This is a genomic window from Anderseniella sp. Alg231-50 (genome assembly GCF_900149695.1).
In the GTDB taxonomy this organism is placed as follows: Bacteria; Pseudomonadota; Alphaproteobacteria; order Rhizobiales; family Aestuariivirgaceae; genus Anderseniella.
Genome location: NZ_LT703005.1, coordinates 145,055 through 160,021, shown reverse-complemented (window position 1 = coordinate 160,021; position 14,967 = coordinate 145,055). Strand labels below are relative to the sequence as shown.

Annotated in this window: 16 protein-coding genes and 1 tRNA gene; 12 read left to right on the top strand and 5 right to left on the bottom strand. The window is 57.7% G+C overall.

Annotation, left to right across the window (positions count from 1 at the left end):
• Nucleotides 1–2: 2 nt before the first annotated feature.
• Entirely contained in the window at nucleotides 3–629 is a 627-nt protein-coding gene (locus tag DHN55_RS16965) for a LysE family translocator (RefSeq protein ID WP_108882702.1), read from the top strand.
• Between the two features lie 50 nt (nucleotides 630–679).
• Here DHN55_RS16965 and DHN55_RS16960 read toward each other — a convergent pair whose 3' ends face one another.
• Entirely contained in the window at nucleotides 680–1,096 is a 417-nt protein-coding gene (locus tag DHN55_RS16960) for a VOC family protein (protein ID WP_108882701.1), read from the bottom strand.
• A gap of 143 nt (nucleotides 1,097–1,239) precedes the next feature.
• Between DHN55_RS16960 and coaD the strand changes: the two genes are divergently transcribed.
• The 10 genes from coaD (at nucleotide 1,240) to DHN55_RS16910 (ending at nucleotide 10,039) form a co-directional block, all read left to right on the top strand.
• Entirely contained in the window at nucleotides 1,240–1,740 is a 501-nt protein-coding gene (gene coaD, locus DHN55_RS16955; protein ID WP_108882700.1) for a pantetheine-phosphate adenylyltransferase, read from the top strand.
• 20 nt (nucleotides 1,741–1,760) lie between these two features.
• The gene (locus DHN55_RS16950) at nucleotides 1,761–2,282 is read left to right on the top strand and encodes a peptidylprolyl isomerase (protein ID WP_108882699.1); all 522 of its coding nucleotides are present in this window, start codon (nucleotides 1,761–1,763) and stop codon (nucleotides 2,280–2,282) included.
• 32 nt (nucleotides 2,283–2,314) lie between these two features.
• Nucleotides 2,315–2,812, top strand: a complete 498-nt coding sequence (locus DHN55_RS16945) for a peptidylprolyl isomerase (protein ID WP_108882698.1) — start codon at nucleotides 2,315–2,317, stop codon at nucleotides 2,810–2,812.
• 39 nt (nucleotides 2,813–2,851) lie between these two features.
• A complete protein-coding gene (gene queA / locus DHN55_RS16940; protein ID WP_108882697.1) occupies nucleotides 2,852–3,907 on the top strand; it encodes a tRNA preQ1(34) S-adenosylmethionine ribosyltransferase-isomerase QueA in 1,056 nt (351 codons plus the stop codon).
• A complete protein-coding gene (gene tgt / locus DHN55_RS16935) occupies nucleotides 3,904–5,031 on the top strand; it encodes a tRNA guanosine(34) transglycosylase Tgt (protein WP_108882696.1) in 1,128 nt (375 codons plus the stop codon). Before queA ends, tgt begins: the two co-directional genes overlap by 4 nt.
• A gap of 76 nt (nucleotides 5,032–5,107) precedes the next feature.
• Nucleotides 5,108–6,067 (top strand): SRPBCC domain-containing protein, encoded by a 960-nt coding sequence (locus DHN55_RS16930; RefSeq protein ID WP_108882695.1) that lies wholly within the window; start codon nucleotides 5,108–5,110, stop codon nucleotides 6,065–6,067.
• A gap of 127 nt (nucleotides 6,068–6,194) precedes the next feature.
• A complete protein-coding gene (locus DHN55_RS16925; protein WP_108882694.1) occupies nucleotides 6,195–7,988 on the top strand; it encodes a type I secretion system permease/ATPase in 1,794 nt (597 codons plus the stop codon).
• Nucleotides 7,985–9,283, top strand: coding sequence for an HlyD family type I secretion periplasmic adaptor subunit (locus DHN55_RS16920; RefSeq protein ID WP_108882693.1), 1,299 nt, complete (start codon nucleotides 7,985–7,987; stop codon nucleotides 9,281–9,283). Before DHN55_RS16925 ends, DHN55_RS16920 begins: the two co-directional genes overlap by 4 nt.
• 90 nt (nucleotides 9,284–9,373) lie before the next feature.
• A tRNA-Lys gene (locus DHN55_RS16915) sits at nucleotides 9,374–9,449 on the top strand.
• A 92-nt stretch (nucleotides 9,450–9,541) separates the two neighbouring features.
• Complete coding sequence (locus DHN55_RS16910; protein WP_337660449.1) at nucleotides 9,542–10,039, top strand: c-type cytochrome; 498 nt, start codon at nucleotides 9,542–9,544, stop codon at nucleotides 10,037–10,039.
• Nucleotides 10,040–10,197: 158 nt separating this feature from the next.
• Here the strand turns inward: DHN55_RS16910 and DHN55_RS16905 are convergent, their stop codons facing one another.
• Nucleotides 10,198–10,416 (bottom strand): hypothetical protein, encoded by a 219-nt coding sequence (locus DHN55_RS16905; RefSeq protein ID WP_108882691.1) that lies wholly within the window; start codon nucleotides 10,414–10,416, stop codon nucleotides 10,198–10,200.
• A gap of 302 nt (nucleotides 10,417–10,718) precedes the next feature.
• Here DHN55_RS16905 and DHN55_RS16900 point away from each other — a divergent pair, with 302 nt between their 5' ends.
• Nucleotides 10,719–11,192: a GNAT family N-acetyltransferase gene (locus tag DHN55_RS16900; protein WP_337660448.1), complete on the top strand. Its 474-nt coding sequence runs from the start codon at nucleotides 10,719–10,721 to the stop codon at nucleotides 11,190–11,192.
• Between the two features lie 62 nt (nucleotides 11,193–11,254).
• On the opposite strand, the gene DHN55_RS16895 is transcribed toward DHN55_RS16900, so the two are convergent.
• The 3 genes from DHN55_RS16895 to DHN55_RS16885 form a co-directional block, all read right to left on the bottom strand.
• Nucleotides 11,255–12,763: an AmpG family muropeptide MFS transporter gene (locus tag DHN55_RS16895; protein WP_108882690.1), complete on the bottom strand. Its 1,509-nt coding sequence runs from the start codon at nucleotides 12,761–12,763 to the stop codon at nucleotides 11,255–11,257.
• 115 nt (nucleotides 12,764–12,878) lie between these two features.
• Nucleotides 12,879–13,259, bottom strand: a complete 381-nt coding sequence (locus DHN55_RS16890; protein WP_108882689.1) for a hypothetical protein — start codon at nucleotides 13,257–13,259, stop codon at nucleotides 12,879–12,881.
• Between the two features lie 22 nt (nucleotides 13,260–13,281).
• Nucleotides 13,282–14,868 (bottom strand): extracellular solute-binding protein, encoded by a 1,587-nt coding sequence (locus DHN55_RS16885; RefSeq protein WP_337660447.1) that lies wholly within the window; start codon nucleotides 14,866–14,868, stop codon nucleotides 13,282–13,284.
• Nucleotides 14,869–14,967: the final 99 nt, after the last annotated feature.

The following is a 14,967-nucleotide window of genomic DNA, read 5'->3' as shown; positions in this document are numbered from 1 at the left end:
CAATGACCATATTAGGAATTCCAATCGAACTTTATGCGGCCTACGTGCTTGCCTGCACTGCTGTCGTGATCGTCCCGGGGCCATCGGTTACGGTGATCATTGCAAATTCCCTGCGCCATGGTGTCAAGGCGGGGCTGCTCAATGTGGCCGGAACCCAGGCAGGCCTTGCGATCATGTTGCTGATCCTGGCCACCGGACTGCAGTTTGTCGTGGAAAGCCTGGCCCAGGTGTTCGATATCATCCGGTGGATCGGTGCAGTCTACCTGGTGTGGCTCGGTGTCAAGCTGCTGCGGTCCGACGGCACCATGGGCAAGGTGGCCGATGTGCCACGTGCAAACGGGTCGTTTTTCTGGCAGGGCTTTCTGGTAGTGCTGTCCAACCCCAAGGCATTGTTCTTTTTTGGTGCCCTGATCCCGCAGTTTCTGACAACCGGTGGCAATGCCCTGGCGCAGACACTGCTGTTGGGTGCCACGTTCATCGCTGTCGCCACGCCGCTGGACTCCAGCTACGCATTGCTGGCCGGCGGTGCCGGCAAATGGTTGTCGCGCACCCGTGTCAGGGCGCTGGAAGTCGGCAGCGGACTGTGTCTTATCGGCGGCGGCGTATGGCTGGCACTGGCGCGCCGGTAGCCTGGACCGTGGTGAGCAAGGCGCTGATGGTCTTGCTCACCCTGTGCTGATCAGGCGTTGTTCAGGCTTGCTTCCATTTCCATGTCCCAGAACGCGGCCTCAATCTTGTGCCCGTCCAGATCGCGCAGGAAACACCCGTAATAGGGTTCGCCATACTCTTCGCGCGGACCAGGTTCACCGTCACCGGTTGCGCCGTGCTTCAGTGCAGTATCATAAAACTCGTGCACTTCCTGCTTCGAGTTGGCCCAAAATCCGAAATGCACGCCGTTTGCAGTCACGGCGGGCTTCCCGTCAATCGGCGCCTGAACCCAGAATTCCGGAAACTTCTTGCCGAAGGCTGCGGCATCGGCGTGCTCCATGATGACGCTTGCGCCGATCGTTGCCAGCACGGCGGTGTAAAAGGACTTCGCTTTCGCATAATCATTCGTGCCGAGCGACACATGCGACATTATCGAGGGATTTTCCATCGTTTCATCCTCCTGTTGGCATTGGTTCGGGTGTAAGGCTTCACAGCTGATTTTCTGGCCTGGTTCATACTGTTGGTCTGCAGAATATTGTAACAACTTTATGGGTTCAAACTGAACCCATGTTGCTATAAGTGTCATAACCCATGACACGCACAGGTTTTTATCCCGGTAGCTTTGACCCCGTCACGTTCGGACATCTGGACGTGATTGCCCGTGCTGCGCGGTTCATGGACAAGCTGGTGCTGGGTGTCGGGGTTCATCACGGCAAGGCGCCGTTCCTGGAAACACCACTTCGACTGGCTCTTCTGGCCGACGCATGTGAACCAGTGAGCAACGCCACCGGGTGTGAGATAAGCATTGATACATTTGATGGCCTGGCGGTGGATGCGGCGCGCAAAGCAGGCGCCGGGATTATTGTAAGAGGCCTTAGAGATGCCTCGGATTTTGACTATGAGGTGCAGATGGGGCAGATGAATGCTGGCCTTGCACCTGATATTGAAACGGTGTTTCTTGCGGCAAGCCCTGCCACGCGGATGATCGCATCATCCCTGGTCAAGCAGATCGCAAAGATGGGTGGAGATATATCAACTTTCGTGCCCGAGGCAGTCAATTCAGCTGTTCTTGAAGCCCTGAAAACCAAATAATTGCAATTCCCTGGAGAGTTATGTTGAGAAAAGAACTTGGTGCGGCATTGGCCGGATTTTGCGCTGCTATAGCGATCACTGTTACCCCTGCACAAGCAGCCGACAAGATCGTGATGGACCTGAAGTGCGGTCCGGTCGTGATCGATCTCAGGGCAGATCTGGCACCCAAGCACGTGGCGCAGATCAGGACGCTTGCCGCCAAGGGATTTTATGACGGCATTGTGTTCCACCGTGTCATTGACGGGTTCATGGCACAGACCGGTGATCCGACCGGGACCGGCACCGGCAAGTCGGACTTGCCGAACATTCCAGCCGAGTTTTCTTCAGAAAAGTTCAAGCGCGGTACGGTCGGCATGGCCCGGTCCAGCAACCCGGACAGTGCGAACTCGCAGTTTTTCATCATGTTTGCCCCCGGCGACTTTTTGAATGGCAAATATACAGTGGTTGGAAATGTGTCCTCGGGCATGGACTGCATCGACCAGATCAACAAGGGCGAACCGCCGGCAAATCCTGACAAGATCCTGAAAATGAGCGTCAGGTAGCTCTGATTTTCAGCCCCCATTCCGTTTCATTCATGGACACAAAGAAGGAGAGCCTTGTGGCCGATCTAGATCCAGAAAACACACTCATCATGGACTCAACCCAGGGGCGCGTCGTCATCAAGCTGCGACCGGACCTGGCACCGGGCCATGTCACCCACATCAAGGAACTGGCCCGTGAAGGGTTTTATGACGGTACGCCGTTTCACCGCGTCATAGACGGCTTCATGGCACAGGGCGGTGACCCGACCGGAACCGGAACCGGCGGGTCCAGCAAACCGAATCTCAAGGCCGAGTTTTCCAGTGAACCGCATAAACGCGGCACTGCGTCCATGGCGCGCTCGAGCATGCCGGATTCCGCGAATTCCCAGTTCTTCCTGTGCTTCGGAGACTGCGGCTTCCTTGACGGTCAGTACACCGTCTGGGGTGAAGTTGTTGACGGCATGGACAATGTCGACAAGTTCAAGCGCGGTGAACCTGTGCAGGGACCTGATCGCATTGAAAAAATGCAGGTCATGGCCGACGCGGAGTAGGCTTTCGGCCTTCACGATTGGTAGCTGGCGGCGATTTGGATGAAAGTTGATCTATTTGATTTCGAGTTGCCGCCAGACCTGATTGCTTTGCGGCCGGTGAGCCCGCGTGATTCAGCCAGGCAACTGATTGTTCATCCGGACGGGCATTTGTCTGATGATCTGGTTTCCGGTTTTGCCGGTCACCTGAACCCGGGGGATGTCCTGGTGTTCAATGATACTCGGGTTATCCCCGCCAGGCTGACAGGGCGGCGGACCGGACGTGGTGACACGGAACCGGTTATTGAAGTCACACTGCATCAAAGAACGGATGACGCTGTCTGGCTGGCGTTTGCCAAACCGGGCCGCAAGCTCAATGTCGGTGACAGCATCACGTTTGCAGATGGGCTGGTCGCAGGTGTGCAGTCCAAGAACGACGGTGGCGAAATCGAACTGAGGTTCAATCTCGACAGCGCTGATTTGGACAAGGCCATCGCGGTTCACGGCGTCATGCCGCTGCCGCCCTATATTGCCTCGAAACGCCCCACCGACGAACGTGACGCGGATGACTACCAGACCATGTTTGCGGCCCGGGACGGTGCTGTCGCGGCGCCCACGGCCTCACTGCACTTTACCGGTGACCTGATGCGGCGCATCGCCGAACGAGGTGTCAACCACGAGTTTGTCACGTTGCACGTAGGGGCCGGGACATTCCTGCCGGTGAAGGCAGATGATACGAGTGATCACAAAATGCATTCTGAATGGGGCGAGGTGGGCACAGACGTGGCGGAACGTCTGACGGCCGCGCGCGCTGCGGGCGGGCGCATCATTGCCATCGGCACCACCGCCTTGCGCCTGCTGGAGAGTGCTGCCGGCAAGGACGGGCGCCTGCGGGGCTGGTCGGGCGTGACAGATATTTTCATTACGCCGGGCTACAGGTTTGCGGCGGTGGACGGCCTGATGACCAATTTTCACCTGCCGCGCTCCACCTTGTTCATGCTGGTCAGCGCGTTCTGCGGCCTGGACACCATGCAGGCTGCTTATGCCCATGCGATCGCCAAAGGCTATCGTTTCTATTCCTATGGCGACTCAAGCCTGCTATGGCCAGCCTCACAATGACCGACACATTCTCGTTTACACTGCACAAGCAGGATGGCCTGGCCCGCCGCGGCACCGTGCACACCCTGCACGGTGACATTCGCACACCCGCCTTCATGCCGGTTGGTACTGCCGGGACCGTAAAGGCTCTGTACATGGACCAGGTGCGCGATGCGGGCGCCGATATCATTCTGGGCAATGTCTATCACCTGATGCTGCGGCCCGGTGCCGAACGGGTCGCCAGGCTCGGCGGCCTGCATAAAATGTCCCGGTGGAAGGGGCCGATCCTGACCGACTCAGGTGGTTTCCAGGTGATGTCGCTGGCCCAGTTACGCAAATTGACCGAGGACGGCGTGACGTTCCAGTCCCACATCGACGGATCAAAGCACTTCCTGAGCCCGGAGCGGTCCATGGAAATTCAGCGCCTGCTGGGGTCCACCATTCACATGCAGCTGGATGAGTGTGTGGCGTTTCCTCATACCCCTGAAGATGCAGAACGTGCCATGAAACTGTCATTGCGCTGGGCCGAACGATCGCGCGTCGCATTCGGCGAACAGCCGGGCAGGGGATGTTTCGGCATTGTGCAGGGAGGAGCTGATGCAGAGCTTCGTGAACAGTCGGCCAGGGGGCTGGTCGACATCGGCTTTCACGGCTATGCGATTGGCGGCCTGGCAGTGGGTGAAGGCCAGGAGATCATGCTGTCGACCATCGAGGCAACACAACCGTACCTGCCGCTGGACAAGCCGCGCTACCTGATGGGGGTCGGCACGCCGCTCGATCTGCTGGAAAGCGTTGCACGCGGTGTCGACATGTTCGATTGCGTCATGCCGACCAGATCAGGAAGGCACGGGCAGGCCTTTACCAGCACCGGCAAGATGAACTTGCGCAATGCGAAGTTCGCCGAGGACGAACGTCCCCTGGATGAAACCATTGATCATCCGGCATTGCGCGATTATTCGCGCGCCTACCTGCATCACCTGGTCCGGGCCGGTGAGATACTGGGCATGATGATCGTATCGTGGGCGAACATTGCATATTACCAACATCTGATGGCCGGAATGCGCGACGCAATTGACCGGGATCGCTTTGAAACGTTCAGATCCGACACCAGGGCGAAATGGGATGCCGGAGAACCGCCTGCATGATGGGAGGTGTTGTTGACGCTTGTGCCGTGGGCATGCGACATAAAGCTATTCTCATTTTTTGCAGGAGTCTTACTACATGAAAATGACCGGAGAAGAAGTCATTGCAGCCCCGCGCCAGGCGGTATGGGACGCGCTCAATGATCCGGAAATCCTGAAGCAGGCCATTACGGGGTGCCAGGAGGTCAAAAAGAAATCCGACACCGAGTTCGAAGCCAAGGTGACCGCCAAGGTGGGACCGGTCAAAGCGTCGTTCATCGGGGACGTAAAACTGTCAAAGCTCAATCCGCCGCGCAGCTATGTGATTTCGGGCGAGGGCAAGGGCGGTGTTGCCGGGTTTGCCAAGGGCGGTGCGACAGTAAGGCTGAGCGATACTGGCGACTCGTCGACCAAACTGTCTTATGATGTTGACGCACAAGTGGGAGGGAAACTGGCCCAAATCGGTTCCCGGCTCATCGATTCGACGGCCAAGAAGATGGCGGCGGATTTTTTCAAGAAATTCAACAAGATTGTTAGCCAAGGTTCAGAAGACACTGACATGACAAAGAAACCAACCGCGAAGAAAGCGGCCGCAAAGAAACCTGCTGCGAAGGCTGCAAAACCTGCCGTAGCCAAGGCAGCTGCCAAGAAGGCAGCGGCAAAACCGGCGGCCAAGGCAAGCAAGGCCGCGGCCAAACCAGCGGCAAAAGCAGCCGCAAAGGCCAAGCCCGCTGCAAAAACGGCGGCCAAGTCGACTGTCTCTGCCGCTTCAAAGACGGCCAGCGCGGCTCGCAAATCCGCTGCGTCCGCTGCCGGTGCGGCGAGTGCTGCGGCGAGCGAGACGGCGTCAACAGTTGCGGACGCTGCAAACAAGGCTGCCAGTGAGGCCACTTCCGCGGCGAAATCGGCGGCGGCAAATGCCGGTCAGATGGCCGAGACGGCCAGGGACACTGCCAGCGACAACATTCCACCGCAGGTCAAATCCATGTCCGGCATGTGGACCTGGGTCATGCTTGCTGCTGCCGCCGGTCTTGTTTTGCTCTGGGCAACCGGAAAATAGCCGGGGCGCCAACTGCCGGATTCTTACCAGATATTAACCATGATTGCGTTTTATCGGTAATACGGCATACATTTCATCTGGGGGGTGTTCGCCGACGTGTGGAAACGCAGGGGGCAAGGTGAATAGTATGGCGACCGAAGAACAGCAGAACGCGCAGAACATATATGCTGCGTTGAAGAGTGGGCGAACGGCGCTGGTATCCACCGGGATATTCAGTTTCATCATCAACCTGCTGATGCTCACCGGTCCGCTGTTCATGTTGCAGGTGTATGACCGGGTCCTGAACAGTGGCAGCATATCTACGCTCACGGCGTTGGTGCTGCTCGCGGCAACACTTTATATTCTATACGGGTTTCTTGAATTCATCCGCAGCCGAGTGATGGTGCAGGTCGGGCGCCAGCTCGACGAAGGCTTGCGCGCGCGCGCCTTCGACATGATGGGTTTTCATGCGACCAAGGGTAATCCTCAGGTTCGCAACTCACCAATTTCGGACTTGCTTACGGTTCGCCAGTTCGTGTCCAGTCCCGGTCCATTTGCGTTCTTCGATATGCCATGGGCACCAATCTACCTGTTCGTCATCTATCTGATGCATCCGTGGCTGGGCATTGCGGCGGCTATTGCTGTCGTGATCCTGGCGGTGCTGGCCGTCATCAACAACCGGATCATGAAGGAACCTTCCGCCGAAGCACAGAAAGCCATCAGCCAGGCCCAGATCATGTCCGACGAAAGTCTGCGCAATGCTGAGGTGTCCAGCGTGCTGGGCATGTCAGATGTGCTGCGCAACCGCTGGGAGAGCGTGCAGTCAACGGCGCTCGATGCACAGACATCGGCGTCAAATCGTGGTGGCCTGATTTCATCCATGTCGCGTACGCTGCGGCTGATGTTCCAGTCCGGCATGCTTGGGCTTGGTGCGTTGCTGGCGGTACAACAGGAAATTTCCGCAGGTTCGATGATCGCCGCTTCGATCATCATGGCCCGTGCGCTGGCACCGGTTGAACAGGCGGTCGCACACTGGCAGCCCTATCTCGGATTTCGCCGGGCATGGGCGCGCCTGTCCGAACTGATGAAACAGACACCGGCGCCTGAAAAACCGATGGAGTTGCCGGAACCGAAGGGCTCGCTCGAGGTCGACGGCGTCAGCGCTTTTGTGGCTGACAGCGACAAGCCGATCGTTTTCAACGTGTCGTTCAAGATAGAAGCCGGCACCGGCCTCGGCGTCATCGGCCCGACGGGGGCAGGCAAATCCACGCTTGCCCGGGCCATTGTCGGCGCGTGGCCCAGAATGCGCGGCAAGGTTCGTCTTGATGGCGCGGAAGTGCGCCAGTGGGATCCGGTAAGGCTTGGCAAGCATCTCGGCTATCTGCCGCAGGATGTTGAATTGTTTGAAGGTACGGTGGCGGAGAACATTTCACGCTTTGAACCGGAAGCCGATCCGCAAAACATTGTTGCAGCGGCACGCCAGGCGGCTGTGCACGAGATGGTGCTGAAGTTGCCGGACGGATACAATACGCGGGTGGGCGCCGGCGGGCACCGGCTTTCCGCCGGACAATTGCAGCGTATCGGTCTTGCCCGGGCCATGTACGGCGATCCGGTGTTGCTGATCATGGATGAGCCGAATGCCAATCTCGATGCCGAGGGTGAAGCCGCACTGGTACAGGCCGTGGCCAATGCCCGCAAGCGGGGCGCGACCGTGATCGTCGTGGCGCACCGCCCCAGCGCGCTTGCCGCCATCGACACTCTTTTGATGCTGAAAGACGGAAAACAGGTGGCCTTTGGTCCGAAGGACGAAGTTCTTGCCAAGGTGCTGCAGAACGGCCAGCCGAAAGCCGACAAGCGTCCGGCGGCCCCTGCAGCCGCTCCTAAAGGCCTGCAGACGGCCAGCACGCTTTCAATTGTCTCCGACACGGGAAACCAGCCATGAGCGACACTACACGCAAGTCAATGCGACGCTACCAGCTGGCGGGCTTCGCCGGCATAGTGGTTATTCTGGGCAGTGTTGTCGGATGGTCGGTGCTCACTGAACTGCGTGGTGCGGTGATCGCACCGGGTACCATGGTCGTGGACGGCAACACCAAGCGCGTGCAGCATCGTGATGGTGGCATTGTCGCCGAGATCAAGGTGCGCGACGGCGACCTGGTCAAGGCGGGTGACCTGCTGATCCGGCTTGATCCGACAGATACAAAGGCCGAGCTCGGCATCATCGATGCAATTCGCATTGAATGGATTGCCAAGGCGGCGCGCCTGCGCGCCCAGCGCGACGGCAAGGACAAGCTGGTGTTCGATGACGCACTTGAGGCGCGGCGAAGCGAACCGATGATCGCCAAACTGCTGTCCGGCCAGGAAAGCCTGTTTGCATCGCAAACGGCATCCCTGAAGGGCCGGATCAAGCAGTTGCGCGAACGCGTAGCACAACTGAACCAGGAAATAACCGGTGTCGAAGCGCAGCTGAAGGCCAAGGAAAATCAGAAAAAGCTGATTGAAAAAGAACTAACGGCCATGCAGGACCTGCTCGCCAAGGGGCTGGTCCAGGTCACCCGAGTCCTCGGACTGGAGCGCGAGCAGGAGCGGCTTGCCGGCGAAACGGGCCAGCATATTGCCGAGATTGCCCGTGCACGCGGCCAGATCGGCGAAGTGGAAATCCAGATCCTGCAATTGCAGGATGATGCGCTGACCACCACGCTGACCGAACTGCGCGAGGCGGAAGCCAAGATCACCGAGTTTGACGAACGCCGGGTTGCTGTTTCAGCCAAGCTGAAGCGGATAGAAATTCGCTCGCCAAGAAATGGCTTTGTGCATCAGTTGGCCGTGCACACCATTGGTGGGGTTATTGCGCCGGGTGATGCGGTGATGATGATTGTGCCGGAGGAAGATCCGCTGGTTGTCGAGGCTAATGTGCGGCCGCAGGACATCGACCAGGTGTTCCTGGGTCAGGAGGCCATCATGCGCTTTCCCAACGCGGTTTCAACGGTCACGCCGCAGATCCTGGGCCGGGTCTCTCTGGTGAGTGCGGACTTAAAGCAACCGGAGCCCAGCCAGCCGCCATTTTACACCGTCCGGCTCAAACTGGACGACAAGGAAAAGTCCAAATTGAACGGTCTTGAACTCAAGGCGGGCATGCCGGCGGAAGCATATATGCAAACCAATGGTCGCAGCCCCTTGAGTTATTTGTTGAAACCGTTTAGGGACCAACTCAATCACGCGTTCCGCGAACGCTGATTCAGGTTTCGACCTGAAACCGACCTCCGTCAGGAGGTTGTATACCTGCCGGTTTTCAAGCGTTTCGAAACGTCACATGCCGGCTTTTGGGAGCCCGTAGCTCAGTTGGTAGAGCAACTGACTTTTAATCAGTAGGTCCACGGTTCGAACCCGTGCGGGCTCACCAAAAACTTCACTAAATCGCAGCCGGGCAGGCGACATGTACGTTGATTGACCTCGGTCAACATGACCTGCCGACCAACTGGTTACGCTTCAATCATGAGTTGGAGATTCGCAGTGTTGGCAATCGGTGCGGCGGTGTTTTGGTTCACTGTCAGCAGCACCGGTAAAGCTGCCGATAGTGAGCAGGACATTGATGCATGGTTCGCGCGTCATGGCACTGCCGCAAATGCAGACGGCAAGGAGAACTTCGACGCTGAAAGCCTGTATCTGTCGAGTTGTTCGCCATGCCACGGCATATCCGGGGACGGCAGGGGACCGTTGACCGCATCGCTGAAAGGCAAAGTGCCGGCGCTCAACAATCTTGCAGAGCGCTATAGCGGACTTTACTTCCCCGAACGCTTCCTGATTGAGGTGATTGACGGCCGCAGAAATACCGGATCACACGTCAAGAGGGATATGCCGATCTGGAGCGAGCGGTTCGGACTGGTGAGAGGCACGCAGACCAGGGGTGGAGGGTCTGCTCCAGATGATGCCGCGGCGCGACAGAAGATAGAGGCCCTGGTCGGGTACATCCGGACAATCCAGGTCAGGTAGTTCGGGATTGTTGCCAACTGGGGCTTCATGCGGATTTTGGGTTTCAGACAGGGTTGATACAAGTCAGAGATTTCCGGCTGTCAAATTGTATACAGCAGCAAAAAACCCCGCCGGAACAAGTCCGGCGGGGCCAATTCAAGTGCAGAGGCAGGCTCGTACTAGCCCTGGATGGCTGCCCACTCGTCTGCACTCAGTTCGCCGTTCTGGTCGCCATCGGCGGCCTTGAAGGCGTCTTCCGAGAGTTCAGGCATGGCAGCCTTGGCTTCTTCGATGGTCACTGAACCGTTCTGGTCGGCGTCTACAGCCGTAAAATCGGCCGCCAGTGCTGCTGTTGAAGCGAAACCAGTAGCAAGAATGATTGCGATTAATTTCTTCATGATGGTTCTCCAATTACACTAGGTTCTTGATGAACTGCACCTTGCGTCAGTGTTGAGACAGCATGTCGTACAGTTACCATCCGCTGAGCAACAAGATGACTGGCAACTGCGGCGGTGAAATGCGGGTTGCTGGGAAATGTCGGGGCCAATTTGTGAAGGTTTATGACGGGTGAAAATGCCGCGTAAGAGCGCTTCCGTGGCTTTTTTCACCTCACACACGCGCAATTCAGGTCACTGCAAGGTTGTCGGCGCACAGCAACCTGACTAACTGTGATGCTTGAATTTTCGTGTTGGGACACCCTTTGAAACAAGAGATCACTTTCAGTCGTTTGACCGGAATTGCGCCGGAGAAAATTGCGTCTCACATGTCCGACGCCCGTGTCGGCGAGCATATGCCGCTGCTGACATCTGAATGGGACGGTGCGGCTGTCTCAAGGTTCGTGGCGACCAAAGAGGAACGCTGGGAGAAGGATGGACTCGGGCACTGGGCGATTTTGTGCGACGGCGCTTACGTTGGATGGGGCGGTTTCCAGAAAGAGGGCGACGAGTGGGATTTCGGCCTGGTCCTCAAGCCTGGCGCGTTTGGATTGGGCACGCGTATTTTAAGGAAGGCGCTGGAATTTGCCGTTGCTGACAAACGTATTCCCTTCGTGACTTTCCTGCTGCCTCCATCGCGAAAAAACCTGGGTGCGCTGGAACGAGTTGGAGCCCGGTTTGTCGAGGAAGTCGAGTACGAGGGTGCGAAGTTTCTGAAGTACAGGCTTGAAACCGAATGAAGTCTTATTCGCCCGTGCTTGCATGGGGTGACCGGGCTGTGTCGGCGAACAGGTTGCCAGTCCTATTCATCGGGTATGGGGGCCAGCTTGCCGGCCCAGTAGACCAGGATAAGGACCGGCAACCCCAACAGGGCGGTGAAGATGAAGAAACCGGGATAGCCGGTTGCGGTGACGATCGAGCCGGAGTACCCGGCCAGCGCCTTGGGCACCAGCAGCATGATCGAGCTGAACAGCGCATACTGGGTGGCGGTAAAGGTGATGCTGGTCAGGGCGGACAGATAGGCCACGAACGAGGCCACCGCGAACCCGGCCGACAGGTTGTCGGCGGTGATCACCGCGATCAGCAGATTGACGTTGGCACCCTGTGTCGCCAGGTAGGCAAACAGCAGGTTGCTGGCAGCAGCCAGCAGGGCACCGATGAACAGTCCGCGCATGACGCCGATGCGGCTCGCCAGAATGCCGCCGAGAAAACCGCCTGCGATGGTGGCAACGAGACCATAGAATTTCGAATAGGTTGCAATCTGGGCAATGTCGAACCCCATCTCCAGATAGAACACGTTGGCAACCGCACCCATGACAATATCGGCAATCCGGTAAATGCCGACGAGGCCCAGGATCACCACGGCTGCCTTGCCGTACCGCTCGACAAAGTCGGTGAACGGTTCGACGTAGGATTTGCGGGCTTCCGCCGCCGGAACGATCTTCAGTTTGGCGAGGCCATAGAGAACAACGCCGGCAGCACCCAGGCTGACGAACAGGCGGGCGGTGTTGTAGAACAGCTTGGTAAAGGGCTCGAGATCCTTGGGCGTATCGGGGAACAGGTTGAACATGGCAATCAGTCCTGCCACGCCCGCAATGAAGGCCAGAAACAGCTTCATCTGAACCATCTTGTCGGTAGCGATATCGCCACCGACTTCGGGTTCCGGCGACAAAAGGGTAGCGAGGACACCGACCAGCATGAAACCGGCCATGACGCGATATACGGTCTGCCAGGTTTGCGCATCGTAGGTTTCAGCGCCCAGCCAGGCGGCGAACCACAATGACCCGGCACCGGCGGTCAGCATGGCGATGCGGTATCCGGCCACATAGGTGGCGGACAGGAATGCCTGCATGCGCGGCGGGGCGGACTCGATGCGATAGGCGTCGATGACGATGTCCTGGGTGGCGCTGGTGAAGCCGATGGCAACCGCGCCGACGGCGGTCCAGACCAGCGATGTCGCAGGATCGGTGACAGCAGTGAACAGGATCGCGGCCATGATGCAGAGTTGTGATACCAGGAGCCATGCGCGGCGGTGGCCAAGACGCTGCGCCAGGTAGGGCAGGGGTATCCGGTCTATCAATGGAGACCAGACAAACTTGAAGCCGTAGGCAATGCCGGCCCAACTGAAAAAGGTCACGACATCGCGCTGCACCCCGGCCTTGATCAGCCACACCGACAGGGTGGAGAATACAAGCAGGATGGGCAGGCCGGATGAAAACCCCAGCAGCAGCATGCGCAGGGACCGGCCACTCAGCAAGAGGCTCAGCGTTTCCTGCCAGCTATCGGCTCTGCCGACAGTGTCGGTCTGCATTCAGGTACCCGGATGTTGTTGCGAGACCATTATCTGCCCGACAGGCCTCGATGATTCTGTCTACCCGGCGAGAGTGGCACAGGCAACATGGGTTTTCCAGTGTGCCGGATGAAGGTCAATTGCGGTTGTTCTTGCGCCATTCGAGAAACGTTTCGAAATTGCGCCAATCGCGAAACCCTTCGAACAGCTCGATCTGCCGGTCCTGGGTCAAATCGGTCGGGGTTTGCTCATTGGCTGATGTGCCCGCGATGGATTGATCTTGCAGGGACGGTGCGCAGGCGCCCGATATGCATTCAAACCGGCTCACGTCGAAGCTCATCTCACCGAAAATTTCGGTCTCGAGTACATAAACGGTGCCGTCAAAACTGATCAGCTTGCCGGAAAACGTCTGGCTGGTGCCGCGCATACGCATCTCAACCTGAGCGGACAATGCGGAGGTGGTCACTATCGAGCAGACGATCAGGGTGAAAACGCCAAACTGGATGTACCGGATCATGTGCACCTCCGAGGTGTGCGGGCTAGTTCCTGCGCTGGAACAAAGACCAGATGCGGTTGTAGGCTTTTGTCACCTCGACTGAATCGCCGGAGTATACGACACGCAGGTTCTTCATCACTTCGGGCGGTGGATACACGCCGGGATTGTTTCTGATTTCCGCCTCCACGAATTGCTTGGCCGCGGTGTTTGGCGACGCATACTGCAGGAAATTTGTATTAGCTGCGGCTATTTTCGGGCGCATCAGGAAGTTGATGAACTTGTAGGCAGCGTCGACATTCTGCGCCCTGCCGGGGATGACAAGCCGGTCAAACCAAAGCAGGCTGCCGGTCGCAGGTACATGATAGGAAATCTTGCCGGTCCCGTTTTCTGCAGCGGTGTCACGGGCTGCAAAAACGTCGCCAGAATACCCAACTGCAACGCAGTACTTTCCTTCCGCGATATCATCGATAATGCGATCAGAAGAAACCACGTTGATAAATTCGGCAACTTTGGAGACGGCCTCTTCGACCCTTTGCAGATCCTCGGTCTTGATGTCGAGAACGTCGCCGCCATGGTAGGCGATCAGGATCGGCAGCATGTCGGCTGGTTCGTCGACCAATGCCAGCCCGCACCTGGAGACGTCAGCAGCTATGGACGGGTCCATGAACAAGGACATGCTGTCCAGGTCCAGCCCCGTCCTTACTTTGCGCAGTTTGGTTTCATTGACGGCTATCCCCACGGTTCCCCACATGTAGGGCAGGGAATGCTTGTTGCCCGGGTCCATGACCGATGTGAAGGTCAGGGCTAGTTTGTCGAGATGTTTGCTGTTGGGCAATTTTTCGAGATTGAGCTTTGTCAGCGCTTTTCCCTCATCCACCAACTGCTTCAGTTTCGTGTCGGTCTGCACCATGACGTCGTACTTCGCGGAGCCGGCTTTCAGGAGAGCAAATGTTTCATCCGACGATTCAAAGACTTCATGCACGACCTTTATCTTGGTTTCTTTCTCAAACTCCGTCAGCACATTCGGATCAATGTAGTCCGGCCAGTTCAGTATCTTCACCACGCCGTTCGATGTCTCGTCACGCAGGGTGTTGCGGCGCAGGATACTCTGCTCCGTATTGCGGGTCAGAAGGCCGGTAACGTTGAGATCATTGTCTTCCTGGAAGATTTCCACACCGGAAAACGTGGCAGGTCCGAAGACGCCGTCAGCCGGGCCGGGTGCATAGCCGAGCCGGCGCAAGGCGTCCTGTGCGGCGCGCACTTCTTCAGGTTCAACGACAAGGTCCTGTCCGGCGACCTTCTTGGCTCCCCAGCCTTCTTTCACCCAGGCGGTACGGAACAGCGACCGGATAACCTGGTAGCTCGTAACTTTCGACTTGAAATTGACTTTCTTCAGATGCTCAAGCAATCCGGAAACTGTCCGCTCGTCCAACTTCCGGGTCATGTCGGCATCGGAGAGATGCCCAAGCCGGCGCAGCAAACGCTGAATGGTTGCAATTTCGGAAGTGTTGAACTTCGCCAGGTCGCTGGCTTCGAAGTTCCATCGGCTCTGGGCTGCAGCAGACCCGGAAAGGAGGACGACGCCCAACACCAGTCCGGATGCCAGGGAAGCGCAAATTTTCTTATACATGACCGGAAACCCGATTACGATCCGCTGCACCGGCGGATGTCTCACACGGTGCCTGCAAATCTTGCAATCGCCATCCTCCGGCCCAAATGTAAATGTTTA

Bases quoted from the DNA above. Each gene is read 5' to 3' on its own strand.
- DHN55_RS16965 (WP_108882702.1), top strand. From the start codon at position 3: ATGACCATATTAGGAATTCCAATCGAACTTTATGCGGCCTACGTGCTT.
- tgt (WP_108882696.1), top strand. From the start codon at position 3,904: ATGACCGACACATTCTCGTTTACACTGCACAAGCAGGATGGCCTGGCC.
- DHN55_RS16945 (WP_108882698.1), top strand. From the start codon at position 2,315: ATGGACACAAAGAAGGAGAGCCTTGTGGCCGATCTAGATCCAGAAAAC.
- DHN55_RS16920 (WP_108882693.1), top strand. From the start codon at position 7,985: ATGAGCGACACTACACGCAAGTCAATGCGACGCTACCAGCTGGCGGGC.
- DHN55_RS16910 (WP_337660449.1), top strand. From the start codon at position 9,542: ATGAGTTGGAGATTCGCAGTGTTGGCAATCGGTGCGGCGGTGTTTTGG.
- DHN55_RS16930 (WP_108882695.1), top strand. From the start codon at position 5,108: ATGAAAATGACCGGAGAAGAAGTCATTGCAGCCCCGCGCCAGGCGGTA.
- DHN55_RS16895 (WP_108882690.1), bottom strand. From the start codon at position 12,763: ATGCAGACCGACACTGTCGGCAGAGCCGATAGCTGGCAGGAAACGCTG.
- DHN55_RS16925 (WP_108882694.1), top strand. From the start codon at position 6,195: ATGGCGACCGAAGAACAGCAGAACGCGCAGAACATATATGCTGCGTTG.
- DHN55_RS16885 (WP_337660447.1), bottom strand. From the start codon at position 14,868: ATGTATAAGAAAATTTGCGCTTCCCTGGCATCCGGACTGGTGTTGGGC.
- coaD (WP_108882700.1), top strand. From the start codon at position 1,240: ATGACACGCACAGGTTTTTATCCCGGTAGCTTTGACCCCGTCACGTTC.
- DHN55_RS16950 (WP_108882699.1), top strand. From the start codon at position 1,761: ATGTTGAGAAAAGAACTTGGTGCGGCATTGGCCGGATTTTGCGCTGCT.
- queA (WP_108882697.1), top strand. From the start codon at position 2,852: ATGAAAGTTGATCTATTTGATTTCGAGTTGCCGCCAGACCTGATTGCT.
- DHN55_RS16905 (WP_108882691.1), bottom strand. From the start codon at position 10,416: ATGAAGAAATTAATCGCAATCATTCTTGCTACTGGTTTCGCTTCAACA.
- DHN55_RS16960 (WP_108882701.1), bottom strand. From the start codon at position 1,096: ATGGAAAATCCCTCGATAATGTCGCATGTGTCGCTCGGCACGAATGAT.
- DHN55_RS16890 (WP_108882689.1), bottom strand. From the start codon at position 13,259: ATGATCCGGTACATCCAGTTTGGCGTTTTCACCCTGATCGTCTGCTCG.